This is a genomic window from Lysobacter sp. HA18 (assembly GCF_054057595.1).
Window position 1 is genome coordinate 1,410,651 of the sequence record NZ_JBSRZL010000001.1, and the last position, 22,272, is coordinate 1,432,922.

Below are 22,272 nucleotides of genomic sequence, written 5' to 3' on the forward strand. Positions count from 1 at the left end.
GGCGCCGGCGGGCCGATCGGCTTGGACTCGGGCCGACCGCCCATGTGCGACGCCGGTCCGTGCCTACTGCGCGGCCACCGTCGATGCGGTGCGCATGACGCCGCGGGTCGCTTCGCCGCCGCGACGTCCGATCGCCGCCATGTGCTCGCGGTTGCCACTCACCGCCTGGCCGCCTTTGCGGCCGATCGCCGCCATGTGGTCGCGATTGCGGCTCACCGCCTGGCCGCCCTTGCGGCCGGCGTCGCGGGCTTCGTTGGCGCTGAACTCGTGGGCGTTGCCGCGGGCATGAGCGGCGCGGCCGCCCATCGACGCGATCTCGCGCTGGCGGTTCGGGTCCATGCGGTTGAAGCCGCCACGCGGCGCCGGGGTCTGGGTGTCGAGGTCCATCGGGGTGTCTCCGGGGTAGAGGCGACCGCCGGCGCGCCCATGGACACGTCGCGTCGATCGAAGTGGTCGAGGGTTCCCGGGGGCTGCGCGATGACCCGCTCGGGTCCGCCTTCCACCACGTCCTTCCGCAGCGCAGCCCCGGGGAACGCGATCGATGCTCGGCGTGGTCGCATTAGCGCTGGGCGAAGCGCAGGTGCACGGCGCATTCGCCGCATGAAGTGCTTTAGCGCAGGGGTTTCACGGTGTCGATTCGATGCAGGATCGATGTCGAGCCCGTCAGCTTGAACGAGTCATTGTTGTGCACGTCGGGTGAAGCGAGCGCGGCCGGTCGACACAGGCGCAAAGCATCGATAGATTGGGCATATGGTCACATCTTCACTCGCGACATCCCGCGCTCCCGGACGGCTGCTAGTCGTCGAGGACGAGTACCTCATCGCCGACGAAATGCGTCGCGATCTCGAGGCGCTCGGCGCCAGCGTGATCGGCCCGGTGCCGAACGTTGCGGCTGCGATGTCGCTGTTCGACAGCGACCCCGACATCGACGGCGCGATCCTCGACATCAACCTGGCGGGCGAGACCGTGTTCCCGGTCGCGGCCGCACTCGAAGCGCGTCGCATCCCGTTCGTGTTCTGGACGGCGTACGAGTCGTGGACGTTGCCGAGCGAGTTCCGCGATCGTCCACGCCTGGCCAAGCCGTCGAGCGCGGAAGAAGCACTGCGTTACCTGCGGCCGATGCCCGTCATCGAAACGGTGCAGCCGCCCGTACGTCGTCGCTCGACGCCGGTGCTGGCGGACGTGTTCGTCAGCGCGCATGGCGATTACCTGCTGCGCCTGCACGCCGGCGGCCTGCCGAACGAAACCGAGCTCGACTGGATCGGCCTTGCGAGCATCGACCCCGCGCAGTGGAGCGTGCGCCTGCGCATGAGCGTCGAGCCGGGCGTGTTCTATCGCGTGCCGCCGCGTTACCTGCAGGGCCTGTGGTCGGAACTCGCCGTCATCGGTTGATGCACAGCGTTTGATCTGCATGGCGCGCGGAGTTCATCCATGACACCGCCACGCCTGCTGATGACGCCGCGCTCGCACTTCTCGCGCAAGGTGCGTCTGCTCGCCGATGGCCTCGGCATCGCGCTGGAACTGGTCGACGTCGGCAACGTGGCCGACGTCGATCCCGCGATCTTCGGGCCGAACCCATTGATGAAAGTGCCGACGCTGGTCGACGGCGCGCAGGTCGTATTCGATTCCGACCACATTGCCGCGTGGCTCGTGCGTCGCCATGATCCGGATGATCGCTTCGACGTTCTGACCAACGATCCCGACGTGCTCAACGCGCGTGCGGTGTTGAACGGAATGATGGCGACCGAAGTCGAGCTGGTGCTCGCCGCGCGTACCGGACTCGACGTCACGCATCCGCGGTTCGACAAGATGCGCGGCGTGATCGAAGCAGGGCTGGACTGGCTGGACGCGCGTGCTTCGGTGTTCGGCGACAGGCCGAACTATCTCGGCCTGCATCTCGTTGCGCTCTGCGATCACCTTGCGTTCTACGGACTCGCGAAGCTCCGACATCCATCGCTGGCCGCACATGTGCAAACGCTCACCCATTTGCCGTGGGTGAGCGTTTCGCGTCCGGCGTAATGCTTACTTCTTCGGCGCGGCCTTCGCGGCCTTGACGCCGTCCAGCATCGCCTGCACGTGCTGGTTCGGATTGAGGTCCGAATAGACCGCGGCGATCGTGCCGTTCGGCGCGACCACGTACGACGTGCGGTTCGACCATTCAGGCTTCTTGTCGAGCACGGCGTCGTAGGTCTTCGCGATCTTCGCGCCCGGGTCGGCACCGACAGCGAACTTGCCTCCGCAATGCTCGGTCTCGGTCGAGAACGCGGACAGCTGGTCGGTATTGCCGGCGCTGAGGCCGATCACCGTCGCGCCTTCGGCCTTGAACTTGTCACTGGCTTCAGAGAACAGGTGCGCTTCCATGTTGCAGCCCGGCGTATGCGCGGCGGGGAAGAAGTAGACGACGACCGGGCCCTTCTTCAGCGCCTTCGACAGCTCGAACGTAAACGGCTTGCCCGCGAGGTACGACTGCGCCTTGAAGTCGGGCGCCTTGTCGCCGGTCTTCAGTGCCGCCGCAGCGGGCGAGGCGAGCGCGAGAGTGGCGACGGCGGCGAACGTGGCGCGAGTCAGGGCATTCATGGCGTGGTCCCGTGTGGCGGATCGAAGTGGCGATCGTTATACGCCAGCCACGGCCGCCGGACAGCGCAGCCGGTCGGCCAGCAGCCGCATACACGGCCGCCCGTTCATCGGCATACGCCGCCGGCTACGCATCCGGAACATCCGCATCACGACGGCGAAACGACGAACCTGATGTATTCAGCGTGCGTCCCGGGATGGGTCGCAGCGCGTCCGAACTGGGTCGAGGTCGCGTCTCTCCAATGAGGGCTTGAGCCCCGGACTTCTCTCGGGTCCGGGGTTTTTTATGGGCGACGCAAACGCGCGTCGAGCCACGTCGAAGCGGTGTCGACCATGGTGTCCGTCAGCTCGTGCGGGCCGTTATGCACGACAAGTGATGTGTCGATGCCGAAGCCTTCAAGTCGGGACGCAGCGTCGCGTGCATCGTCGACTGGCAACGTGTCGTCGTCGCGACCGTGCACGACGAGCGCTTCGAGACCGCGCACGCGTTTCGCGTCATCCGGCTCGACATCGGGCAGCAGGCTACCGGCGAGCATGAAGAATCCGGCGACACGGTCCGACGCTGACAACGCCGCGCTCGCCGCAAGAATCCCGCCCTGGCTGAAGCCACCGATCCATGTGTGTTGCGGTGTGATGTCGTAGTGCGACTGCAGCTGCGCGATGAAGTCGAGCAGGCGGCCTCGTGCTTCGGCTTCCTCGTTCTCCACGATCTGTAGGCCGTCTTCGCTCAGGCCGATGCGATACCAACCGAGCCGTCCGCCCGCGATCGAGCGATGGCCGCGCGGCAGCACGACGAGCGTGCCCGGCGGTGCGCGCTCGCCGAGCGCGACTAGTTGCTTCTCGTCGCCGCCGACGCCGTGCAGCAGCACGAGCAACGACTGCGGCGTTTCCGGCTTCGGCTCCATCGTCGCGTACGAGAACGCGTAGTCGGCCGACTCGGTGAGTTCACTGGTCGCGGGCAGCGAGAGGGATTTCGTCATCGAGACGATGCTGCCGAACGCGAAGTGATGCGGTGGTCGCGCCAGGCTTCGCGCATCGGTCACACTCGCGCTTTCGCCACGCACCGGGAACGCCATGAAGGTCATCGAAGTCCGCCATCCGCTCGTGCAGCACAAGCTCGGCCTGATGCGGCGCGCCGACCTCAGCACCAAGGAGTTCCGCGACCTCGCATCGGAAGTCGCAACGCTGCTGACCTACGAAGCGACCGCCGACCTGCCGACGGAAACCATCACCGTCGACGGCTGGGCCGGCCCGGTGCAGGTGCAGCGCATCAAGGGCCGTAAGGTCACGCTGGTGCCGATCCTGCGCGCCGGGCTCGGCATGCTGCCCGGCGTGCTCGAACTGGTGCCGGCGGCGAAGGTCAGCGTGGTCGGCGTGCAGCGCGACGAGGACACGCACGCGGCGATCGGCTACTACGAGAAGCTGGTCGGCAGCATGTCCGACCGCATCGCGCTGATCCTCGACCCCATGCTCGCTACCGGCGGCTCGCTGATCGCGGCGATCGACCTGCTCAAGGCCGCGGGCGCAACGCGCATCAAGGCGCTGTGCCTCGTCGCGGCGCCGGAAGGCCTGCGTGCGGTCGAAGCCAAGCATCCGGACGTGGACATCGTCACCGCGTCGGTGGACGAGCGCCTCAACGAGCGCGCCTACATCCTTCCCGGGCTGGGTGACGCCGGCGACCGCATCTTCGGCACGCGCGCGGTCTAATGTCGCGACGGTGAACGCGGTCACCTTCGCGGCAGGCCAACCGGGACTTTCGGCCTAGAAGGCCACCCGCGGCGCGGTCGTATGCTCCGGAGTCGCAACGCACCGGCGCTTCCCGGTGCCACCCGGAGATCCCGTTTGAAGACCACGCTGCTCCCGCTCGCCGCGGCCCTCGCGCTCGCCATCGCCCCCCAGCTCCACGCGCAGGACGCGCATTGCCTCGACGACACCTGCAGCCTGCAAGCGCTGCTGCCCGTCGACAGCGGCACGTCCGCGCCGTCGGCTGCGGCCGACGCGACGGTCGCGCCGCGCCAGGGCACGTGGGGTATCGACCTCGCCGGCATGGACCGTTCGGTCAAGCCGGGCGACGACTTCTTCCGCTACGTCAACGGCAACTGGGCCAAGACCACGCAGATTCCGGCGGATCGTTCCAGCTACGGCGGTTTCGCCGTGCTGCGCGACCTGTCCGAGGCGCGCGTGCACAAGCTCGTCGAGAGTTATCCGGCCGACCCGGCCAAGGGCGACGACGCCTCGAAGGTCGGCGCGCTCTACAAGGGCTTCCTCGACGAGGCCAGCATCGAGAAGCTCGGCGGCAAGCCGCTGAAGCCGCAGATCGATGCGCTGCGCAAGGTGTCGAGCAAGACGCAGATGGCCGAAGTGATGGGCCGTTCGATGGGCGGCTTCGGTCGCAGCTTCGTCGGCCTGTCGGTCGGCGACGACGCGCGCGATCCGGAGCATTACGCGCTCTACCTCGGCCAGTCGGGCCTCGGCCTCGGCGATCGCGATCTGTATCTCGACCCGAAGTTCGCGCCGCAGCGTGAGCGTTACCAGAAGTACATCGCGCAGATGCTGCAGCTCGCCGGTTGGGACAAGCCCGCCGATCGTGCTGCGTCGATCATGGCGCTCGAAACCAAGATCGCGAACGCACACTGGACGCGCGCGCAGAGCCGCGACCGCGACAAGACCTACAACCCGGTCGAACTCGCCGATCTCGACACCAAGGCGCCGGGCTTCCCGTGGGCGGCGTTCTTCAAGGCTGCGGGCGTCGATGCGACGAAGCGCGGCGTCGTGCGCCAGGACACCGCGCTGCCGAAGCTCGCCGCGATCTTCAACGAGACCGATCTCGATACGCTGAAGGCGTGGGAAGCGTTCCAGGTCACCGACCAGGCCGCGCCGCTGCTGTCGAAGTCGTTCGCGGACGCCAACTTCGAATTCCGTTCGAAGTTCATGTCGGGCCAGCCGCAGCAGCGTGAGCGCTGGAAGCGCGCCGTCGCATTCGCCGACGACGCGATGGGCGAGGCGATCGGTCGCGACTACGTCACGCAGTATTTCCCCGCCGATTCGAAGGCGAAGATGGACGCGCTGGTCGCGAACATCAAGGAAGCGATGCGCGCGCGACTCAACAAGCTCACGTGGATGAGCGATGCCACGCGCGCCGAAGCACTGACCAAGCTCGACAACTTCGGCCTGAAGATCGGCTACCCGGAAAAGTGGCGCCACTACAGCGGGCTGAAGGTCGTCGCCGGCGACACGTTCGGCAACGCGCAGCGCTCGCAGCAGTTCGAGTGGGATTACGACCGCGCGCGCATCGGCAAGGTCACCGACAAGCTCGAATGGGGCATGACGCCGCAGACCGTCAACGCGTACTACTCGTCGGTCAAGAACGAGATCGTGTTCCCGGCCGCGATCCTGCAGCCTCCGTTCTTCGATCCCGACGCCGACCCGGCGGTGAACTACGGCGCGATCGGCGGCGTCATCGGCCACGAGATCACCCACGGCTTCGACGACCAGGGCCGCAAGTCGGACGGCAAGGGCTTCCTGCGCGACTGGTGGACGAAGGACGACGCGGCGAAATTCGAGACGCAGGCGGCGAAGCTCGGCGGCCAGTACGAGGGCTACGACTTCGCGTCGCTGCCCGGCGTGCACATCAACGGCAAGGCGTCGATGGGCGAGAACATCGGCGACCTCGGCGGCATCACGCTCGGCCTCGAGGCCTATCACCGTTCGCTGGGCGGCAAGCCGGCACCGGTGATCGATGGTTTCACCGGCGACCAGCGCGTCTTCCTCGGCTGGGGCCAGGTGTGGCGCACGCTGATGCGCGATGACGCGCTTCGCCAGCAGCTCGTGGGCGACCCGCATTCGCCGGGCCAGATCCGCGCGTTCGCGCCGCTGCGCAACGTCGACGCCTGGTACGACGCGTTCGGCATCAGCAAGGGCGACGCGATGTACATCGCTCCGGAAGACCGCGTCCGCATCTGGTAATCGCTAAATCGATCGCACTTCGACCGGCGCCCACGTGGCGCCGGTCGTCGTTTGGGCGCCGCGTTTTTTCCGACGATCGGCTTCCGGGCGGACGCGGCCTCACGCCGGTTGAATCTCCGGTCGGTTAGACAGGGCCGTCACCACCACCCCGGACCCCGATGGAAACGCGGATCCTCGTCGTCGACGACAACGCGCGCGTGCGCGAAATGCTGGCCGACCTGCTCGAACTCGATGGACATGTCGTCTTCCAGGCGGAGACGGGGCAGGTGGCATTGCAACTGCTTCAAGGCGGCCTGCAGCCGCGGCTGATCGTCTGCGACCTGATGATGCCGGACGTCGATGGCTGGCAGGTCCTGGCCGCGGTCGAGCAGATGCCCGAACGCCCCGAGGTCATCATCTTCAGTTCGCTGGGCGACCTCGCCTCGATCGAGCGCCTCACCGAACGCTACGGTTGCACCGTGCTCAAGAAGCCCGAGCAGCTCCGCGAAGTCGTGGGCTTCGTGCGCGCGACGATCGATCGTCCGCACTGAGCTGCAGGGTCAACCCCAGCTGAAGGGCGCCTCACGCTGCGTGCGCGATAATGAACTCCGTCGCGAGGCATTCACGGATTCGTCACCAGAATCCGCATGAAGCAGTCGCAGTGATCAGGGGTTGACCATGCAAGAGGGCGCGGCCGAGAGCAGCGTGCAACAGGTGCCGCATCGGCAGGCTGGCCTGGGCGAGAGCGAACGCCAGTTCCGTCTCCTCGTCCAGGGCGTCACCGACTACGCGATCTACATGCTCGATATCGACGGGCGGATCGCGAGCTGGAATGCCGGCGGGCAGCGCATCAAGGGCTACAAGGCCGAGGAGATCATCGGCCAGCACTTCTCGCAGTTCTATACCGACGACGACCGCAACTCGGGCGAGCCCGCGCGTGCGCTGCAGACCGCGCGCACCGAAGGCCGCTACGAGAAGGAAGGCTGGCGCCTGCGCAAGGACGGCACGCGCTTCTGGGCGAACGTCATCATCGATCCGGTGTACGACGAAGACGGCAAGCACATCGGCTTCGCCAAGATTACGCGCGACATCACCGAACGCCGCGAGCAGCAACGCGCGCTGGAAGTCGCGCAGCAGGCGATGCTGCAGGCGCACCGCATGGAAGCGATCGGCCAGCTCACCTACGGTGTCGCGCACGACTTCAACAACCTGCTGACCGTCATCACCAACAGCCTTGATCTGCTGGGCGTCGACAGTTCGGATCCGCAGCGCACGCGCCGGCTGATCGCAGGTGCGCAGCGTGCCGCCGAGCGTGGTTCGCTGCTCACGCGCCAGCTGCTCGCGTACTCGCGCAAGCAGACGCTGCGGCCGGAAGTACACGACCTCAACAGCCTCATCTACGCCGGCGAGTCGGTGCTGCGACGTGGCGTGGGCGAGAACATCGACATCGAGCTGTCGCTGGGCCGCGGCCTGGGCGACGTCAACGTCGACGCGCCGGAATTCGAAGCCGCGCTGCTCAACCTCGTCGTCAACGCGCGCGACGCGATGCCCGAGGGCGGCCGCATCACCATCGGCACGCGCGAGCACCTGCAACGGGAGCGCGAAGGTCGCCGCAATCCGGGGCGCTACGTGCTCGTCACCGTGGAAGACACGGGCACGGGCATGTCGCCCGAGGTCATCGAACACGCGATGGAACCGTTCTTCACCACGAAGGACGTCGGCAAGGGCAGCGGCCTCGGTCTGAGCCAGGTGTACGGCTTCGCCGTGCAGTCGGGCGGTGACATCGCGATCGACAGCCACGTCGACAAGGGCACGACGATCAGCTTCTACCTGCCCGTAACCAAGGACCATCGCGATGGCGACCTCGGCGACGGCGACAGCGGCGCGCCGATCAAGGTGCTGCTGGTCGAGGACGATGCGGACGTGCAGGCGATGGCGGTGGAATCGCTGCGCTACCTCGGCTACTCGGTGCTGACCGCGGACGAAGGCGCAGCCGCGCTGGAGATCCTGACGCGCGATCCTGAAATCCAGGTGTTGTTCACGGACGTGGTGATGCCGAAGGGCATGAGCGGCGTAGACCTGTTCCGCGAAGCGCTGCGCATTCGTCCGGAGCTGCGCGTGCTGCTCGCATCCGGTTACGCACGCGGACAGCTGCCCACGATTCCCGACGGCTGCGACTTCATCGCGAAGCCCTACCGCGTCGAGGATCTCGGCAAGCGCCTGGCCGCGCTGCTAGGCCACGTTCCGACGGCCGCAGCGTCTAGCTGACGCGTCGTGACGGCACCCGATGACGACCCGGCGTCGCGCTATGGCGACGCCATGCGTCGCGACCCGGTGCGCATGCGCGAACGCGAGCGTCGTCGCTATTCGCCAGCGCGCGTTCGCGGCGCATGGATGTGGTGGGCGGTCGCGGTCGGCGGACTCGTCATCTTCATCGCGCTGATGTGGGCGGTGATGGAGAAGACGAAGTGGACGGCGGGCGATCTTGCGCAGCCTGCGGGCGAGCCACGTACGTAGAACTCGCGCACCTCGATGGCTGACGCATTCGTCCAGCCGTCTTCGGTAACTCGTACGTACGCGCGCGCAACCGCATGCAACGCATGCTGCGCCGCCACAGGAACGATGCACCCACGCGCGCAAAGCCATGCAATGCAGCGCTAGCCGACCGCACGTCGGCTCACTCGCTAAGACAGGCTCTGCAGCATCGTAGGATCGGCCGGCCATCCATCGCGGAGCCCGCCATGTCCGACCGTCGTTCCCCCCATGTCCTCGCGCTCGCACTCGGCCTCGCGCTGGGATCGATCGCCGCAACCGCTGCGGCGGACGATCGCACCGACATCCACGCCGAGGTGACGCGTCGCCACGATGAGTCGGTGAGACGCCTGCAGGACTGGATCGCGTTGCCATCCATCGCGGCCGAGGGCCGCAACTCGAAGGAGGGCGCGGAGTACATGGCGAAGCTCGCGCGCGATGCGGGCTTCCAGAAAGTCGAAGTGGTGCAGACCGACGGCAAGCCCGGCGTGTTCGCCACGCTCGACGCCGGCGCCGCGAAAACGGTCGGCCTGTACTTCATGTACGACGTGAAGCAGTTCGACCCTGCCGAATGGTCGTCGCCGCCGCTCGAAGGCCGCATCGTCGACAAGCCCGACTACGGCAAGGCGATCGTCGGCCGCGGTGCGGTGAACCAGAAGGGGCCGGAGTCGGCATTCCTTGCCGCGCTGCATGCCATCCGCGGCGCCAACAAGAAAATGCCGGTGAACCTCGTGCTCGTCGCGGAAGGCGAGGAGGAGATCGGCTCGCCGCATATCGCGCAGCTTGTTCGTCGCCCGGACGTCGCGGCCGCGCTGAAGAAGAGCGTCGGTGTATTCATGCCGTCGGCGGAGCAGGAGTCCGATGGCACCGTGACGGTCACGCTCGGCGCAAAGGGCGTGGTCGAACTCGAGCTGGTCAGCAGCGGCGAGAAGTGGGGACGCGGTCCATCGAAGGACGTGCATTCGTCGCTGAAGGCGATGGTCGACAGCCCGGCCTGGCATCTGGTCAAGGCGCTGGACACGCTGGTGTCCGACGACGGCAACACGATCACGGTCGAGGGTTATCCGAAGCCGCCCGCGATCAGCGCCGAGCATCGCGCGATGGTGACCGCCGCGGTCAAGGCGTCGCCAGATGGCGAGGCGACGGCGAAAAAGCAGCTCGGTGTGCAGCACTGGATCGGCGACCTTCCGTGGCAGGCGGCGCAGGAGCGACTGGTCTCGCAGCCGACCATCAACATCGAAGGCCTGGTCGCGGGTTACACGGGTGTTGGTGGCAAGACCGTGCTGCCGCATCGCGCAGTCGCGAAGATCGACATGCGACTGGTGCCGGGCATGACGAAGGACGGAGCAGTCGCCGCGCTGAAGTCGCACCTGGCGAAGCACGGCTTCGGCGACATCGAGGTCAACGTGAGCGGCGGCTACAACCCGACCAGCACCGATGCGAATGCGCCGCTGATCCGCGCGCAGGTCGCGACGTTGAAGTCGCTCGGCATCGAGCCGTTGCTGTGGCCGCGTGGTGCGGGTTCGTATCCCGGCTTCGTGTTCACCGACCCGCCGTTGAGCCTGGCGTCGGGCCATTTCGGGCTCGGCACCGGTGGCGGCGCGCATTCGCCTGACGAGTTCTACGTCATCGAGTCCAGCAACCCGAAAGTGCAGGGCTACGACGGCGCCGTGATGTCCTTCGTCGACTACCTGTACCAGCTCGCGCGCTGATCGTTTCGCACGGCCGCGATCACGTCGATCGCGGCCGTGCTTTCGTTGCACGACGACGACAAACGCTCGCGTCATCCACCGCCGCTTGGTCCGCGCGCACATCATCGCGACACGCCGCATGGCATCAGCATCGTTTTCCGCTGCCATCGCGCCATGCGTCGATTCGCCCAGGCTTTCCTGCCCGAGGCGCTGCCACCGGGGCTTCCGGGGCGCGTCGCCGACGCGCTCGCCGATTCGCCGGAGCGCTACAACATCGCGGTGCGCAAGCCGGCCGCCGTGATTCTCGACGTGGGTGAAGGCCCCGACGTCGGCGACGCGACGTGGGGTCTGATCCCGAGCTGGTCGAAGACGCCGGAAACCAAGTACACGACGGTGACCGCGCGCCTCGACCGCGCGCCATCCAGCCGCATCTATCGGCGCGCCTGGGAAAAGCGTCGCTGTGTCGTCCCGATGACGGGCTATTACAAATGGGACCGCACGGTGAAGCCCGCGCGCCCGTACTTCATCCAGTCGCGCGACGGGCAGGTGCTGTTCGCAGCGGGGCTGTGGGATCGCTGGCCCGCCGACGCGCCGGAGATGCTGAGCTTCACCGTGCTGACGATGCCGAACGACGCGATCCCGGCGCCGCTCGTGCCTGACGGCCCGGTGTTCACTCCGGCATCGAAGGTCGCCGACTGGATCGCCGGCCCGTGGTTCGCGCAACGCTTTCTGTCGACGATGCGGCAGCCCGAACTCGACGCGTATCCCGTCTCGCGTGCCATCCGCAGTCGCGACGCCGACGACTACACATTGCTCGAGCCCGCAGGCCCGGACGACATTCCGCCACCGCCCGACGACGAGGCCTGGCTGGACGACGAAGACATCGACTGAGCGGAACGCTCGCTCCCGACGACAGGTGTGCACCGCAGCGCGCATCGCGCTTCAATACGCCGACGCCAACGGAGCACCGCGATGCCGCGCATCGATCTCGAAGCCATCCCAGCTGTCAACGCCACCGGTTATCCGCAGCCCTACGCGCAGGACGTGCAAGGACGCTGGTGTCGGCGCCTTGCGCCGGTCGCGGGGCTGACAGACTTCGGCGCCAGCCACGTCGTGCTCAAGCCCGGTGCATGGTCCGCGCAGCGTCACTGGCACGAGGACGAAGACGAGCTCGTCGTGATGATTTCAGGCGAAGCGGTGCTGGTCGACGACGCGGGCGAAACACGCTTGCGACCCGGCGACGTACTCGCATTCCCGAAAGGCGACGGCAACGGTCATTGCCTGCGCAACGACGGCGACGTGGACTGCGTATTCGTCGCGATCGGCCAACCGACCACGCGCATGTGCCACTACCCCGACATCGACATGCGGTGGACCGGCGAGCGCTACACGCACGTCGACGGCACGCCGTACTGACAGCGCGCCTTATCGCTTACCAGCGCTGCGAAAGCCCGACCGTCCACGCGCGATCTGCGGCCGCGTCGCTCAAGCCGTAGCTGTAGGCGACATCGACCTGCGTGTCCTCGCCGAAGCGCCAGCTCGCGCCCGCATCGAGCGTGGTTTCCGGGCCGTCGTCGCCATGCATCGGAATGCGCTGCGCCGCGACTTCGCCGAACACGCGCGCATGGCCATCGGCGAACGACTTGCCGACCACCACCGCGAACAGACCCGCGAGACCCTCGTCGCCATCACCACGTTCGTACGAGAGGCCGGGCATCACGCCGACGCCGATGTCATGCGCGAGTTCCCACTCGGCGACGAACTCCAGCGACGGCCGCACGCCGCGACCGTGTGCACCCACGCCGGTCGGCAGCTCCGCGCCCGCGATCCAGGCCATCGACGGCATGCCTTCGCGATCCTGCAGATGGTGCTTGACGCCGATGCCGACGTCGCTCCAATCCGACTCGCCCGCCGCGCTGACGCGACCTTCGGTCTCGATGCGAAGCTCCCACGCATCGCCCATGCCGATACGCAGCAACGTCGGCATCGAGCGCTCCAGCGGAACGCCTTCGTCGGCGGTTGCCGCGACGCTGGTTTCGAGTTGCACGTGATGCCCGACCGTCGAGCTGGACTCGACGAAGTCCGGGCGATCGGTGGCGATCGGATCTTCGGCGAAAGCGGGCAGCGCCGCGGCAAGGCCCGCGACGAGCAGGAGGCGACGGGCGAGCAGGGAGGTCATCGACACGATCCGGACAGATATCCCGACGTCAACGACCTCGCGGGCCGAAGCTTTAGCGGCGGTGCGGCCGTGCGGCGGTGCGCCGAGTCCGGCGCGGAACGCCCGGATCTGCGCAGCACTACAGCGACCCGGCTGCCGCCGATAGCGTGCGCAGGCGGTCACCGAGGCGCTGCACGTTCTCGCGTGCGTCGCGAACACCGACTCTCTCACGCGGCGCGAGCACGGCTTCGGCGGCCGTGCGCAGCGCTGCCTCCTGTTCGGTCGCGTGTGCCGCGTCATCGTTGACGCGCGACGCGATCGCCGGTCGTTCGTCCATGGTTGGCATGCCGTAGCCGCCAGGCGCGAAAGAAGCTGGGCGCGCGAGGCGGGCGCTGAGTCGGATCGCCGCGTCCGTATCGCTGCGTAGCTCAGCGATGCGCGGGTCGCGGCCGCTAAGAAGTCGATGTTTGAGTTCGTCAGCTGCACGTAGTTCGGCTCGGCGCAGGGATGCTGTTTCCAGCACGAGCAATGCGGCCGTGGCCTTGAGGTCGGCTCGGTCGATCCATCGCGCGCGTTGCGACGGTGGCAGGTCGAGCCAGTCGCTGACCTTGCGCTCGGGAATCGGCAGTGCTGTTTTCGCGGCGTCCAACAGTTGTGCGAAATGCTGTGCCTGCGAGTCGAAGCGGTAGCCGAGTCGACGGGCCGAATCCACGTCGTCAAAGACCGACGTGTCTGCGACATCGGCGCGGGCGAGTCGAGCGAGCAAGCCGGTCGGTGTCAGGCTGCCGAGATCCATCGTTGCAAGACGCGGCACGCCGTCATGCAGCAGCGTCCAGGTTTCGACCGCGCAGTTGCGGGTGACGAAGCGATAGCGGCCGTCGTATGACCAGTGCACCTGCGCGGCGCGTTCGAGCAGCGATGCGATCTCGTCGCGCGACAGGCGCAGCGGCGTCGAGGTCAGATCGCGAAGTTCGACCTTGGTGTATTCGTCGATCACCTGCGGCATCGGCAGTACGAACAGGCGCGAGGGATAGCCGCCCGTGAGGCCGCGCCAGCTCGAGATCTGCACGTCGTCGACGAAGGCGCGGAACGACAGCACCACATGCCAGGCGATATCGAGCCGGCAATCCGGGCCGAGCCCGTGCCCCGGCGCGCAGACCACCAGCCGCAGCATCGAATGGCCCCAGCGGCTCATCGGCGCCTTTTCGGCGCCTGCGAGCAGGTAGTCGACGGCGTAGACGCGCGACGGGTCGATCGTCAGCAGCGCGGATGCATCCGCTGCGCCGTCGGTGTTCGGCAGCACGAACGCAGGTGCACCGCAGTCGGTGCGCGGCGGCGCCATGCCCGCGCGCGACGCGAACCACCGCGCTAGCGCCGGTCGGCGACACGCGTAGTCCGCGTCGACTAGGAAGTGTTCGAGATTGACCGCGATGAATTCGCGCGGATCGGTGCGCTCGTAGTCGTCAGGCGTGCGATCGCGGAAGTCGTTGGTTGCGACGCGACCGCCCGCATGCAGCGGCGCCACCGACCAGCCGGCGAGATCGAGAAGGCGCGGATCGCGCGAGAGGCCGCCGTGCGGCGAGCGATCCCAAGCATGCGCGAGCTCGTGCAGCACCGCGGCCGTGGCGGCGCGCGACGGTGCACCTGGCGTCGACTCGTCGAGCAGCGCACGACGCAGCTTCACCGTGCCGGGAACATAGTGTCCGTCGACATGCGCGGGAAGATCGTCGCGCCATTCGACACGTAGCGGCTGATCCAACGCCGCCGACCACGCAGGCGGCAGCAGCTCGACGGCGTGTGCGAGAACCGCTTCGCTCGTAGCGCGTTGCGCGTCGTTGAGCCCGACATCGACCGTCGACAGCTGCACCGCACGCGCAGGGCAAGCAAGCGCCGCGAACGCGAACGCCGCGGCAAGCGCGATCGATCGCGCGTCACGCACTGGGTTGAACCGGAATCAGCGGGCGAGGATCGCCATCGCGAGTTGCAGGTCGCTGGCGGCCTTGGCTTCTGCGCGCTGTTCGCGCATGACGTGCAGCGCGGCTTCGAGCTGCGCGCCGCGAACTTGGCCGTCGGTGGCGACGAACATGGCGGCGTCGTCGCGCGCCTGCATCACCACCTTGTCGTTACCGGACGAGCTGCCACTCGAGTTCGACGATGCACCGGCGGACGAACCCGCCGAGCTGCCGGCGAAGCTGCTGGCCGAGGCCGAAAGGGGAAGGGCGAGCGCGACGGCGGTCGCGAGCAGGGTGCGGGTCAGGGCCATGCGTTCGGCATCCGGTAGCGGGATGACGAGGATAGTGCGGGGCCGCGAGCGGCGGCTGAACCGACCGTCAGTGCGTGCGCGGAGCGTCGTCCGGCGTGCCGTCCTTGGGGTCGACGACCGCGTACTCCGGCAGTTCGCCATCGTGCACGTGGCGCAGCGCCTCGATCACGTTGTCGTCCAGCCGGTCGAGCGCGAGCACCACCTTGCCGGAATGCACGTCGCGTACGGCGCTGAGCGGCAGCACGAAATCACCGGCGTTCTGGATATTGACGACGAATTCGTCGCGACGCGTCTCGCGCACCGCGCCCACACCGACGCCGCCATCCGCGACGAACACCATCTGCCCGACCTCGATCCGTTCCTGCATGACCTGCACCTCGCGTCGCCGCGGCTCACGGCCGCATGGGTCGATCATGCCGACCACGGCCGTTTCGGCGCGGTGAATGCGCGTCCATCGCGACGCGATCACCGCGCGTCGTGATCATTTCGCGATGTCGTCCGCCCTGCGCAGTTTCCTGTCCGATGAGCACGGTCGCCTTGTGATCGTGCAGCGGCCGAACCTGCTGATCACCTTGTGGGCGCTGTTCGCCGCGCTTGCGTTCGCCTTGCGCGGATCGCGATGGCACGACGTTGTCGCGTTCATCGCGTCGGGCTTTCTGTTCGCCTGGACGTGGCTTGAACTCACCGATGGCGACAGCCCGTTCCGTCGCATCCTGGGCGCGGCGGTGCTGGTCGGAATGGTCGCGCTACGGATTCCGAGCTGACGCACCGGCGCGCAGTCGCGGCCACGGGTCGACCGCGCCGCGCGCCGTGTAGATGCCGTAGTGCAGATGCGGCGGCGTGCCGCGCGCGTTGCCGGTGTCGCCGACGATGCCGAGCGCGGTGCCCGGCATGACGACATCGCCTTCCTTCAAGCCCGGCGCCCACCCGTCGAGATGCGCGTAGTAATGGCGCTCGCCAGCGGGCCCAAGCACCCAAACCTGCCGTCCGCCGAGGCCCTGGTCGCGAATGGCGACCACCAGCCCGCGCGTCGTGCTCGTCACCGTCGTGCCCCGCTTGGCGAAGATGTCGACGCCCTCGTGGTGGCGATCTCGACCTCGCGGTGCGGCCCACGTATCGGCGATACCTCGCGCCGCCACGCCTTGGACAGGCACCGGCAAGTGTGTCGGCACGGGCGCCCAATGCAGTTCGACCAGCGTGCGCGGCACGTCCATGAAAGGCCGGTACCAGGCCCATCGCGCGATGACCGCCACGAGCACGAGCGTGGCGATCGACGCCAGCCATCTCCGCAGCCGCCGACTCACGCCCAACCCCGACCGAAGGCGCATTCAGGTTGCAATGCCGGTGTACTACTCTTGCCGCTCCCCACCCGCGAGACGGTCATGACGATCTCCATGTACCAGGCTTCCGTTCCGGCGTTCGTGCGCGCCCTGCGCAATCTTCGCCACATTCTCGACAAGGGTGCCGCACATGCGCGCGAGCGCGGCGTCGATCCGAATTCTCTGCTGGAACTGCGGGTGATCGACGGCATGCTGCCGCTGTCGCGGCAGGTGCAGATCGCCTGCGACATGGCGAAGAACGGCGCCGCGCGACTGGCCGGGCAGGAACCGGTGCCGCTCGCGGACGAGGAAACCACGCTCGAGCAGCTGTACGCGCGGATCGACCGTACCATCGAACTCGTTGAAGGCGTCGATCGCGCGAAGATCGACGGCAGCGAGACGCGCGAGATCGTGCTGAACATGCGCACGGGCGAGATGCGCTTCACCGGGCAGGACTACCTGCTGAACTTCGTGCTGCCGAACCTGTATTTCCACGTCACCGCGGCGTACGCGCTGCTTCGACGCGAAGGCGCGCCGCTCGGCAAGATGGACTTCATCGCCGGTCCCGACGCCCCGGCCTGAACCCCGACAACGTTCTTACGATTTCGTCAGCCATCGCTCACCGGCGCTTTGCGGAGCGCCGGGCAGGGTTGGGTTTTTCCTGCACAGGACGAGCCCATGGCGAGCCAGCACCCGAACGGCGACAGCGCCCGCACCGCCGACGCGCAGCGTCGCATCCAGTCGAAGATCGATGACAAGGAAGCGTCGGGCGGCAAGTCGTCCGGCGAGGACAAGAAGCCGGTGCAGGCGGGGCTTGATCGCAAGCCCGAGGGGCCACTGCCCAAGCAGCACCTGAAGAAGCCGGGCAACGAGCACGAGCTGGAACTCGAGCCGCGATTCCTCGCGCCGGGCTATCTCGGCAGCGACAAGCTCAAGGACATGGTCGCGATCGTGACGGGCGCGGATTCGGGCATCGGTCGCGCGGTCGCTGTGCTGTTCGCACGCGAAGGTGCGGATGTAGCCGTGCTGTATCTCGACGAACACGAGGACGCTGAGACGACCAAAGAGTTCGTCGAAGCCGAAGGTCGTCGCTGCATCACCATTCCGGGGGACGTGCGCGATGCAAAGTTCTGCGACGGCGCGGTGCAGCAGGTGGTCGACGAATTCGGAAAGCTCGACATCCTCGTCAACAACGCCGCCTTCCAGCAGCACGCGAAGAAGCTCGAGGACATTACTGACGAGCAGCTGATGATGACGCTGGAAACCAACGTCGGCGGTTACTTCCACATGGCGCGTGCCGCGCTGCCGCACATGAAGCAGGGCGCCTGCATCATCAATACGACGTCGGAAACCGCGATCTTCGGCAGCAAGGAGTTGCTGGATTACTCGGCGACGAAAGGCGCGATCAGCGCTTTCACCATGTCGCTGGCCAGCAACCTGCTCGAACGCGGCATACGGGTGAATGCCGTTGCGCCGGGCCCGGTTTGGACGCCGCTCAACCCGGCCGACAAGGACGCCGAATCCGTGTCGAAGTTCGGGCAGGACAGCGACATGAAGCGTCCCGCGCAGCCGGAAGAGCTGTCGCCGGCGTACGTCTTCCTTGCATCGCCGGTGACCGGCTCGTACGTCAACGGCGCGATCCTGCCGGTGATGGGCGGACCTCGCGGCTGATCGACGCGGGCGGAGTCGCTTACTTCGCCCGCGCCATGCAGCGGCGATAACGCTGGTCGACGCGTTGTGCGAACCACGCGGTGGTCAGGCGCCGCGTGATCTTCGGACTCTGCAGTCGGATTTCCGGCAGGCGTGCGCGCGGCAGCGCATGACCGGCGGAACGCTCCGCGAGCTGCGCAATCTCGCGATAGAGATCGGTCTTCTCGAAGTCCAGCGTCTCCGACTTCGCCAGCGCGCTGTGGATCTTCGACGTGTCCATGCCGAGTTCCTGCGACAGCGAACCGATCGCGGTTTCGGTGCGGCTCGCGCCGCCGCCGTAGTTCACGAGGTCGCCGTCGAGCTCGAGCGGAATGCCGGTCGCGATCGACACCATGTTCTGGAACGCCGCATTGCGGCTCGCATACCAGCCGGCGTTGTAGTCGGCGAAGCGGAAGATCGGCTGCTTGTACGACGCGCGATAGCCGAGCAGGTGCGCGGTGCCGAAGTAGACGCCGCCGCGGCGTGTAAATACCTCGTGGCGGATCGATCCTTCGACCGGATACGGATAATCCTTGTCGCGCGCCAGCGCTTCGGCGAACGTCACGCTGACCTGCATAGGCCCGCCGGTGTGCACCGGGTTCGCGTTCGCCAGTAGCCGCGTTCCCATCGGCACGCGATCGATCATCGCTTCGTAGACGTCGCTGAGTTCGCGTTCGGTGGTCGCCGCAGCGATGTGCTGTTCCCACGTACGGCCATCCGGCGCGCTGATCTGCAAGGCGGCGCGCGCGACCAGCGGCGGAATGTGGTGCGCGGAGACGCGACGGTCGATTTCCTCGAGCGCGATGTTGCCCAGGCCGGGCACATGCGGGTCGGCGCTGAAGCTCGATTCCTGCTCAGTCACCGCGACCACCGAACACAGGTTCGCCTTCGACGGATCGATCTTGAGCGCAGCGAAGGCCGCCTGGATGTCGGCGGCCCAACCGCTGCGGTCGCGAATGCCCGCGGGCATCAGTCGCGCAAGTTCCGCGCGCACTTCGGCGGGCGTCTTCGGTCGCGGCCGCGGCGTTTCGTGGCAGCCCGGTAGCAGCAGCGAGAGGGCGAGGGCGACGAACACGCCTCGCCGAATGCGGTGACGTGTCGATGGTGCTGCGGCGGCGAACGGAACGCGTCGGGTCACGGGATGGCCGGTGGGCTGCGATGCCGAAGGGTAGCCCAGCGGGGTTAACGCCGAGCAAGATCCGGATAGCGCGCGTCGGGCGTGAGGTCGATCCTGCACGCCTCGTCCCAAGGAGCACCGCCATGACGTTTCGCGTATTCGGCCTCGATCCGACGCCTTTCATTCCGCTGTTCGCGATGTCCGACGACGAGCTCGTCGCCCGTGGCGCCCGGCGTGTCCGCGTCGGTGCGGACGATGGCGTTCCGGACCGCGTGGAGCTGCGCGATCTGGTCGAAGGCGAAGTCGCGTTGCTGGTCAATTACACGCACCAGCCCGCGAACACGCCGTACCGCGCGAGCCATGCCGTCTACGTGCGGGAAGGCGCGACGCAGGCGAGCGTCGTCGATGGCGGGTTGCCCGATGTAATGCGTCGACGCCTGCTGTCACTGCGCGCGTTCGACGCCTCGCACATGATCGTCGAGGCGGACGTGGTCGATGGCGTCGACGGCGATGCACGTATCGAAGCGATGCTCGCGACACCAGACGTCGCCTACGTGCACGTGCATTACGCGCGGCCGGGTTGCTACGCCGCGCGTGTGGAGTGGATCGCCGCCTAGCGGCGGATTCGGCGTTCGCGCTTGGCGTCGTACATGGCGCGGTCGGCGCGGGCGAGGACGGCCTCCGCATCGACCTCGCCGATGTGCGCGAGCACTACGCCCACGCTGGCGCCGTGATAGTCCACATAACCGCCGCTGCCGAGGTCGAACCGCCCGATCGTGGCCTTTTCGAGTCGCTCGCACAGCACCTTGGCGGCGGCTTCCGCGTTCTCACGCGGTATCGCGCCCGCCACCACGAACTCGTCGCCGCCGATGCGTGCGACGAGGTCGCCACCGCGTAGTGCATTTTCGAGCGCGCGCGCCATCGCGACGAGGAAACGGTCGCCGACTTCGTGGCCGTGGCCGTCGTTGATCGACTTGAAATCATCGAGGTCGATGTAGGCGACGACGAGTGCACGGTCATCGCGTTGCACGCGCGCCAGCATGCGCGCGAGTTCCTGCGCGAGCGAGCGCCGATTCGGCAGGCCGGTGAGCGGATCGGACAGCGCAGACGTCGCGAGCTCCGCGTTTGCGCGACGCAGCTGCTCGATCATGCGCTCGCGTTCGATGTGGTAGCCGATGAGCCGCGCGAACAGGCGCAGCGCGTGCTCGGCGTCGGTGTCGAGCACGTGGCGCTCGGCGCTCGCGGCGCAGAGCGTGCCGAACAACTGCCCGTCACCGGTGCGAACCGGAACGCTCACATAGGTCTGCAGGCGCAGCGCGGCCGCGGCGTCGGAATCGCCCCAGCGCTCGGGTACGTCATCGCATTGCGTGCGGCCTTCCAGCAGCGCGCGACGGCAGAGCGTGTCGCTCCACGGCACCGACAGCCCTTCCGGAATGTCCAGCGAACCCGCATTGCGGGAGAACAGGATGTGCTGCACGCCCGCGTGTTCGTCGACCTCCGTCAGGTAGGTCGATTCGAGCCCGGTGAGGCTCTGGAGCATCTCCAAGAGCGGACGGACCAGGTCATCAAGGGTGCGTGCGGTGTCGAGCGATTGCGAGAGCTGTGCGAGCAGCCGATCCATCCGACTGTGTCTCCGGAAACGATGAATCGATTCTGCCTGAGGCGCGCGGATGTGTCGCAGCAGCTGTGGATACAAAGGGTGCGCGTCGTCGCAGGTTCATGGCGCGCCGCGTATTCTCGCGTCGAGGAGGGCCGAACGATGGCGACCGGTTGGGCAGGCGACGGGGCGGTACAGGACCAGATCGACGCGACGGTGGGCGATGCGATTCGTCGCGCGCGAAGCCGCCTGCCGCACGGTCCGGGGCGCAGCCATTGCGAGGAATGCGAAGCGCCGATTCCCGAGGCGCGCCGACAGGCATTGCCCGGCGTACGCCTATGCGTGGCCTGCCAGGAACTGCACGATGCCGAAGAGCACGGTGTCAGCGGCTACAACCGTCGCGGCAGCAAGGACAGCCAGCTGCGCTGATCAGATCAGCGGGCCGCCGTTGATGAGCGTGTCGAGCCGGTCGAGCAGGGGACGCTGGCTTTCGAGCATCTTGTCGCGCGCTTCGTCGAGCGCGAACCAGCGCGCCTGGTCGACTTCGGGAAACTCGCTGAAGCGCCCGCTGCGCGGCGGCCACTCCATACGGAACATGATGCTGTTGAGTTGCGCAGGGTCGAAGTCGCCTTCCATCGCGAATGCTTCCACCCACTTGCCGCCCTTCTGACGCAGGCGACCGAGCGGCGCGAGTTCGCCGGTCGCGGCCATGCCGAGCTCTTCCTCGAATTCGCGACGCGCAGTCTGTTCTGCGTTCTCGCCTGGCATCGGGCCGCCTTTCGGAATGCTCCACGCGCCTGCATCGCGCGAATGCCAGAACGGTCCGCCGGGATGCGCCAACAGCACATGCAACCCGTTCGGGCGCTTGCGGTAGAGCAGGATGCCGGCGCTTTCCTGGGGCATGCGTCGTCGTTCCCGGGCCGCCGCGGAGTCTTGCCGCAGCGCTGCGTCGGCAGCGTGAAACTATTGCGGTCGCGCTACCGCTGCGCGTTCGACGCGCTCGGTTTCCAGTGCGTCGAGGTAGGCCTCGAGCGTGAGCCCCGCGGCGTCGGCTTCGAGCGTCGCCGGTGTTTCCAGCGCGGGCGCGACGCGGATGGACAGCGGCGTTTCGTCGTTGGACAGCATCACGCGTGCGTGCCGCAGCATGGCGATCGCCATGCCCGCGCTGTCGGTCGATGCGACTTCGCGACCGGCGAGCACGAGCGCGTATTCGTCGTTGCGCTGCGCGATGCCGCCGACGATCTGGTCGTCCGGCGCGAGTAGATGCGCGACCGCCGGCATGCTGCGGCCACGGCCGTCACCGTCGGGCCGGCGCTTGGGATGGCGGGGGCGGGAAGAAACAGGCATGTCGGTGTCGTTTAGCAGGGCGCGCAGTCTGCATGCTCGC

At 67.4% G+C, this 22,272-nt stretch carries 26 protein-coding genes and 2 pseudogenes; 16 read left to right on the forward strand and 12 right to left on the reverse strand.

The annotated features are described in order from the left end of the window. Nucleotides 1-63: 63 nt before the first annotated feature. On the reverse strand, nt 64-387 hold the full coding sequence (locus ACVWWW_RS07130) for a con-10 family general stress protein (protein ID WP_081672038.1): 324 nt from the start codon (nt 385-387) through the stop codon (nt 64-66). A 363-nt stretch (nt 388-750) separates the two neighbouring features. Between ACVWWW_RS07130 and ACVWWW_RS07135 the strand changes: the two genes are divergently transcribed. Continuing rightward, the gene (locus ACVWWW_RS07135; protein WP_196804356.1) at nt 751-1,392 is read left to right on the forward strand and encodes a response regulator; all 642 of its coding nucleotides are present in this window, start codon (nt 751-753) and stop codon (nt 1,390-1,392) included. Between the two features lie 39 nt (nt 1,393-1,431). Beyond that, complete coding sequence (locus ACVWWW_RS07140) at nt 1,432-2,019, forward strand: glutathione S-transferase family protein (RefSeq protein ID WP_027082805.1); 588 nt, start codon at nt 1,432-1,434, stop codon at nt 2,017-2,019. Nucleotides 2,020-2,022: 3 nt separating this feature from the next. Here ACVWWW_RS07140 and ACVWWW_RS07145 read toward each other — a convergent pair whose 3' ends face one another. Next, nucleotides 2,023-2,577, reverse strand: coding sequence for a peroxiredoxin (locus tag ACVWWW_RS07145; protein WP_036141871.1), 555 nt, complete (start codon nt 2,575-2,577; stop codon nt 2,023-2,025). A gap of 281 nt (nt 2,578-2,858) precedes the next feature. Beyond that, complete coding sequence (locus ACVWWW_RS07150; RefSeq protein ID WP_081672040.1) at nt 2,859-3,659, reverse strand: hypothetical protein; 801 nt, start codon at nt 3,657-3,659, stop codon at nt 2,859-2,861. Between ACVWWW_RS07150 and upp the strand changes: the two genes are divergently transcribed. The 9 genes and pseudogenes from upp to ACVWWW_RS07195 all read left to right on the forward strand — a co-directional run bounded on the left by upp (nt 3,649) and on the right by ACVWWW_RS07195 (nt 12,158). Then, nucleotides 3,649-4,281: a uracil phosphoribosyltransferase gene (gene upp, locus ACVWWW_RS07155; RefSeq protein WP_027082807.1), complete on the forward strand. Its 633-nt coding sequence runs from the start codon at nt 3,649-3,651 to the stop codon at nt 4,279-4,281. The genes ACVWWW_RS07150 and upp overlap by 11 nt on opposite strands. A gap of 135 nt (nt 4,282-4,416) precedes the next feature. Beyond that, entirely contained in the window at nt 4,417-6,540 is a 2,124-nt protein-coding gene (locus ACVWWW_RS07160) for a M13-type metalloendopeptidase (RefSeq protein WP_027082808.1), read from the forward strand. Nucleotides 6,541-6,698: 158 nt separating this feature from the next. Continuing rightward, nucleotides 6,699-7,070 carry a response regulator gene (locus ACVWWW_RS07165; RefSeq protein WP_051235043.1) on the forward strand — a complete coding sequence of 124 codons (372 nt, stop codon included), beginning with the start codon at nt 6,699-6,701 and terminating at the stop codon, nt 7,068-7,070. Between the two features lie 127 nt (nt 7,071-7,197). Beyond that, nucleotides 7,198-8,367, forward strand: a pseudogene (locus tag ACVWWW_RS07170) (PAS domain S-box protein); the annotation flags it as partial. Nucleotides 8,368-8,427: 60 nt separating this feature from the next. Continuing rightward, a pseudogene (locus ACVWWW_RS07175) lies at nt 8,428-8,787 on the forward strand (response regulator); the annotation flags it as partial. A 6-nt stretch (nt 8,788-8,793) separates the two neighbouring features. Next, entirely contained in the window at nt 8,794-9,036 is a 243-nt protein-coding gene (locus tag ACVWWW_RS07180) for a hypothetical protein (RefSeq protein WP_027082809.1), read from the forward strand. Between the two features lie 224 nt (nt 9,037-9,260). After that, the gene (locus tag ACVWWW_RS07185; RefSeq protein WP_036141874.1) at nt 9,261-10,763 is read left to right on the forward strand and encodes a M20/M25/M40 family metallo-hydrolase; all 1,503 of its coding nucleotides are present in this window, start codon (nt 9,261-9,263) and stop codon (nt 10,761-10,763) included. Between the two features lie 153 nt (nt 10,764-10,916). Continuing rightward, nucleotides 10,917-11,633, forward strand: coding sequence for an SOS response-associated peptidase (locus tag ACVWWW_RS07190; RefSeq protein WP_027082811.1), 717 nt, complete (start codon nt 10,917-10,919; stop codon nt 11,631-11,633). Between the two features lie 81 nt (nt 11,634-11,714). Then, nucleotides 11,715-12,158: a cupin domain-containing protein gene (locus ACVWWW_RS07195; RefSeq protein WP_027082812.1), complete on the forward strand. Its 444-nt coding sequence runs from the start codon at nt 11,715-11,717 to the stop codon at nt 12,156-12,158. A 16-nt stretch (nt 12,159-12,174) separates the two neighbouring features. On the opposite strand, the gene ACVWWW_RS07200 is transcribed toward ACVWWW_RS07195, so the two are convergent. The 4 genes from ACVWWW_RS07200 to ACVWWW_RS07215 form a co-directional block, all read right to left on the reverse strand. Next, nucleotides 12,175-12,921, reverse strand: a complete 747-nt coding sequence (locus ACVWWW_RS07200; RefSeq protein ID WP_027082813.1) for a transporter — start codon at nt 12,919-12,921, stop codon at nt 12,175-12,177. Nucleotides 12,922-13,039: 118 nt separating this feature from the next. Further along, a complete protein-coding gene (locus tag ACVWWW_RS07205) occupies nt 13,040-14,839 on the reverse strand; it encodes a DUF7844 domain-containing protein (RefSeq protein ID WP_051235045.1) in 1,800 nt (599 codons plus the stop codon). 15 nt (nt 14,840-14,854) lie between these two features. Continuing rightward, on the reverse strand, nt 14,855-15,157 hold the full coding sequence (locus ACVWWW_RS07210; protein WP_027082815.1) for a DUF2388 domain-containing protein: 303 nt from the start codon (nt 15,155-15,157) through the stop codon (nt 14,855-14,857). Between the two features lie 73 nt (nt 15,158-15,230). After that, nucleotides 15,231-15,530: a hypothetical protein gene (locus ACVWWW_RS07215; RefSeq protein ID WP_196804358.1), complete on the reverse strand. Its 300-nt coding sequence runs from the start codon at nt 15,528-15,530 to the stop codon at nt 15,231-15,233. Nucleotides 15,531-15,606: 76 nt separating this feature from the next. Between ACVWWW_RS07215 and ACVWWW_RS07220 the strand changes: the two genes are divergently transcribed. Then, a complete protein-coding gene (locus tag ACVWWW_RS07220) occupies nt 15,607-15,927 on the forward strand; it encodes a hypothetical protein (protein WP_051235050.1) in 321 nt (106 codons plus the stop codon). Here the strand turns inward: ACVWWW_RS07220 and ACVWWW_RS07225 are convergent. After that, complete coding sequence (locus tag ACVWWW_RS07225; RefSeq protein WP_456998664.1) at nt 15,910-16,467, reverse strand: M23 family metallopeptidase; 558 nt, start codon at nt 16,465-16,467, stop codon at nt 15,910-15,912. The two genes, ACVWWW_RS07220 and ACVWWW_RS07225, sit on opposite strands and share 18 nt — an antisense overlap. A 78-nt stretch (nt 16,468-16,545) precedes the next feature. On the opposite strand from ACVWWW_RS07225, the gene ACVWWW_RS07230 reads away from it, so the two are divergent. Further along, the gene (locus ACVWWW_RS07230) at nt 16,546-17,064 is read left to right on the forward strand and encodes a DUF1993 domain-containing protein (protein ID WP_027082819.1); all 519 of its coding nucleotides are present in this window, start codon (nt 16,546-16,548) and stop codon (nt 17,062-17,064) included. Between the two features lie 96 nt (nt 17,065-17,160). After that, entirely contained in the window at nt 17,161-18,153 is a 993-nt protein-coding gene (locus ACVWWW_RS07235) for an SDR family oxidoreductase (RefSeq protein WP_036141878.1), read from the forward strand. 19 nt (nt 18,154-18,172) lie between these two features. Here ACVWWW_RS07235 and ACVWWW_RS07240 read toward each other — a convergent pair whose 3' ends face one another. Next, entirely contained in the window at nt 18,173-19,246 is a 1,074-nt protein-coding gene (locus tag ACVWWW_RS07240; protein ID WP_456998665.1) for a DUF1615 domain-containing protein, read from the reverse strand. 185 nt (nt 19,247-19,431) lie between these two features. Between ACVWWW_RS07240 and ACVWWW_RS07245 the strand changes: the two genes are divergently transcribed. After that, on the forward strand, nt 19,432-19,905 hold the full coding sequence (locus tag ACVWWW_RS07245; protein ID WP_027082822.1) for a DUF1203 domain-containing protein: 474 nt from the start codon (nt 19,432-19,434) through the stop codon (nt 19,903-19,905). On the opposite strand, the gene ACVWWW_RS07250 is transcribed toward ACVWWW_RS07245, so the two are convergent. Next, nucleotides 19,902-20,909: a sensor domain-containing diguanylate cyclase gene (locus ACVWWW_RS07250; protein ID WP_027082823.1), complete on the reverse strand. Its 1,008-nt coding sequence runs from the start codon at nt 20,907-20,909 to the stop codon at nt 19,902-19,904. The genes ACVWWW_RS07245 and ACVWWW_RS07250 overlap by 4 nt on opposite strands. 138 nt (nt 20,910-21,047) lie before the next feature. Here ACVWWW_RS07250 and ACVWWW_RS07255 point away from each other — a divergent pair, with 138 nt between their 5' ends. Then, nucleotides 21,048-21,314 (forward strand): DksA/TraR family C4-type zinc finger protein, encoded by a 267-nt coding sequence (locus ACVWWW_RS07255; RefSeq protein ID WP_027082824.1) that lies wholly within the window; start codon nt 21,048-21,050, stop codon nt 21,312-21,314. Here ACVWWW_RS07255 and ACVWWW_RS07260 read toward each other — a convergent pair whose 3' ends face one another. Together ACVWWW_RS07260 and ACVWWW_RS07265 are read right to left on the reverse strand one after the other, a co-directional pair. Next, on the reverse strand, nt 21,315-21,788 hold the full coding sequence (locus ACVWWW_RS07260; protein ID WP_027082825.1) for an NUDIX domain-containing protein: 474 nt from the start codon (nt 21,786-21,788) through the stop codon (nt 21,315-21,317). It lies immediately after the preceding gene. A gap of 60 nt (nt 21,789-21,848) precedes the next feature. Then, complete coding sequence (locus ACVWWW_RS07265; protein ID WP_155914264.1) at nt 21,849-22,232, reverse strand: hypothetical protein; 384 nt, start codon at nt 22,230-22,232, stop codon at nt 21,849-21,851. Nucleotides 22,233-22,272: the final 40 nt, after the last annotated feature.

What these genes read in the sequence shown, in the direction of transcription:
- ACVWWW_RS07245 (WP_027082822.1), top strand. Translation starts at nt 19,432, where the DNA reads ATGACGTTTCGCGTATTCGGCCTCGATCCGACGCCTTTCATTCCGCTG.
- ACVWWW_RS07145 (WP_036141871.1), bottom strand. Translation starts at nt 2,577, where the DNA reads ATGAATGCCCTGACTCGCGCCACGTTCGCCGCCGTCGCCACTCTCGCG.
- ACVWWW_RS07260 (WP_027082825.1), bottom strand. Translation starts at nt 21,788, where the DNA reads ATGCCCCAGGAAAGCGCCGGCATCCTGCTCTACCGCAAGCGCCCGAAC.
- ACVWWW_RS07265 (WP_155914264.1), bottom strand. Translation starts at nt 22,232, where the DNA reads ATGCCTGTTTCTTCCCGCCCCCGCCATCCCAAGCGCCGGCCCGACGGT.
- ACVWWW_RS07255 (WP_027082824.1), top strand. Translation starts at nt 21,048, where the DNA reads ATGGCGACCGGTTGGGCAGGCGACGGGGCGGTACAGGACCAGATCGAC.
- ACVWWW_RS07135 (WP_196804356.1), top strand. Translation starts at nt 751, where the DNA reads ATGGTCACATCTTCACTCGCGACATCCCGCGCTCCCGGACGGCTGCTA.
- ACVWWW_RS07190 (WP_027082811.1), top strand. Translation starts at nt 10,917, where the DNA reads ATGCGTCGATTCGCCCAGGCTTTCCTGCCCGAGGCGCTGCCACCGGGG.
- ACVWWW_RS07130 (WP_081672038.1), bottom strand. Translation starts at nt 387, where the DNA reads ATGGACCTCGACACCCAGACCCCGGCGCCGCGTGGCGGCTTCAACCGC.
- ACVWWW_RS07150 (WP_081672040.1), bottom strand. Translation starts at nt 3,659, where the DNA reads ATGACCTTCATGGCGTTCCCGGTGCGTGGCGAAAGCGCGAGTGTGACC.
- upp (WP_027082807.1), top strand. Translation starts at nt 3,649, where the DNA reads ATGAAGGTCATCGAAGTCCGCCATCCGCTCGTGCAGCACAAGCTCGGC.
- ACVWWW_RS07215 (WP_196804358.1), bottom strand. Translation starts at nt 15,530, where the DNA reads ATGCAGGAACGGATCGAGGTCGGGCAGATGGTGTTCGTCGCGGATGGC.
- ACVWWW_RS07200 (WP_027082813.1), bottom strand. Translation starts at nt 12,921, where the DNA reads ATGACCTCCCTGCTCGCCCGTCGCCTCCTGCTCGTCGCGGGCCTTGCC.
- ACVWWW_RS07185 (WP_036141874.1), top strand. Translation starts at nt 9,261, where the DNA reads ATGTCCGACCGTCGTTCCCCCCATGTCCTCGCGCTCGCACTCGGCCTC.
- ACVWWW_RS07220 (WP_051235050.1), top strand. Translation starts at nt 15,607, where the DNA reads ATGCGCGTCCATCGCGACGCGATCACCGCGCGTCGTGATCATTTCGCG.
- ACVWWW_RS07165 (WP_051235043.1), top strand. Translation starts at nt 6,699, where the DNA reads ATGGAAACGCGGATCCTCGTCGTCGACGACAACGCGCGCGTGCGCGAA.
- ACVWWW_RS07230 (WP_027082819.1), top strand. Translation starts at nt 16,546, where the DNA reads ATGACGATCTCCATGTACCAGGCTTCCGTTCCGGCGTTCGTGCGCGCC.
- ACVWWW_RS07250 (WP_027082823.1), bottom strand. Translation starts at nt 20,909, where the DNA reads ATGGATCGGCTGCTCGCACAGCTCTCGCAATCGCTCGACACCGCACGC.
- ACVWWW_RS07235 (WP_036141878.1), top strand. Translation starts at nt 17,161, where the DNA reads ATGGCGAGCCAGCACCCGAACGGCGACAGCGCCCGCACCGCCGACGCG.
- ACVWWW_RS07140 (WP_027082805.1), top strand. Translation starts at nt 1,432, where the DNA reads ATGACACCGCCACGCCTGCTGATGACGCCGCGCTCGCACTTCTCGCGC.
- ACVWWW_RS07195 (WP_027082812.1), top strand. Translation starts at nt 11,715, where the DNA reads ATGCCGCGCATCGATCTCGAAGCCATCCCAGCTGTCAACGCCACCGGT.